Annotated in this window: 1 rRNA gene (cut by a window edge); it reads right to left on the reverse strand. The window is 58.4% G+C overall.

From position 1 onward, the window contains the following. Positions 1–1,435, reverse strand: a 23S ribosomal RNA gene (locus ACWEQO_RS34565) (its annotated part continues 1,671 nt past the right edge of the window); the annotation flags it as partial.

A 1,435-nucleotide genomic window follows, 5' to 3' on the forward strand; every position in this document is an offset into this window, starting at 1 on the left:
CCTCATCTCGAAGCAGGCTTCCCGCTTAGATGCTTTCAGCGGTTATCCCTCCCGAACGTAGCCAACCAGCCATGCCCTTGGCAGAACAACTGGCACACCAGAGGTTCGTCCGTCCCGGTCCTCTCGTACTAGGGACAGCCCTTCTCAAGACTCCTGCGCGCGCAGCGGATAGGGACCGAACTGTCTCACGACGTTCTAAACCCAGCTCGCGTACCGCTTTAATGGGCGAACAGCCCAACCCTTGGGACCGACTCCAGCCCCAGGATGCGACGAGCCGACATCGAGGTGCCAAACCATCCCGTCGATATGGACTCTTGGGGAAGATCAGCCTGTTATCCCCGGGGTACCTTTTATCCGTTGAGCGACGGCGCTTCCACAAGCCACCGCCGGATCACTAGTCCCGACTTTCGTCCCTGCTCGACCCGTCGGTCTCACAGTCAAGCTCCCTTGTGCACTTACACTCACCACCTGATTGCCAACCAGGCTGAGGGAACCTTTGGGCGCCTCCGTTACCCTTTAGGAGGCAACCGCCCCAGTTAAACTACCCATCAGACACTGTCCCTGATCCGGATCACGGACCCAGGTTAGACATCCAGCACGACCAGACTGGTATTTCAACGACGACTCCACCACCACTGGCGTGGCGGCTTCACGGTCTCCCAGCTATCCTACACAAGCCGAACCGAACACCAATATCAAACTGTAGTAAAGGTCCCGGGGTCTTTCCGTCCTGCTGCGCGAAACGAGCATCTTTACTCGTAGTGCAATTTCACCGGGCCTATGGTTGAGACAGTCGAGAAGTCGTTACGCCATTCGTGCAGGTCGGAACTTACCCGACAAGGAATTTCGCTACCTTAGGATGGTTATAGTTACCACCGCCGTTTACTGGCGCTTAAGTTCTCAGCTTCGCCCCACCGAAATGGAGCTGACCGGTCCCCTTAACGTTCCAGCACCGGGCAGGCGTCAGTCCGTATACCTCGCCTTACGGCTTCGCACGGACCTGTGTTTTTAGTAAACAGTCGCTTCTCGCTGGTCTCTGCGGCCACCCCCAGCTCAAGCAGCGTGTGCTCTCACCGGTGATGGCCCCCCTTCTCCCGAAGTTACGGGGGCATTTTGCCGAGTTCCTTAACCATAGTTCACCCGAACGCCTCGGTATTCTCTACCTGACCACCTGAGTCGGTTTGGGGTACGGGCCGCCATGAAACTCGCTAGAGGCTTTTCTCGACAGCATAGGATCATCCACTTCGCCGCAATCGGCTCGGCATCGGGTCTCACCCTTGATGAGTGGCGGATTTGCCTACCACTCGGGCTACACCCTTGCCCCGGGACTACCACCGCCCGGGCTGGACTGCCTTCCTGCGTCACCCCATCACTCACCTACTGCAGGTCTGGTCCGTCGGCTCCACCACTCCCCCGCGCTCCGAAGAGCTCGAGG

The sequence above is a fragment of the Streptomyces sp. NPDC004051 genome, assembly GCF_053604275.1.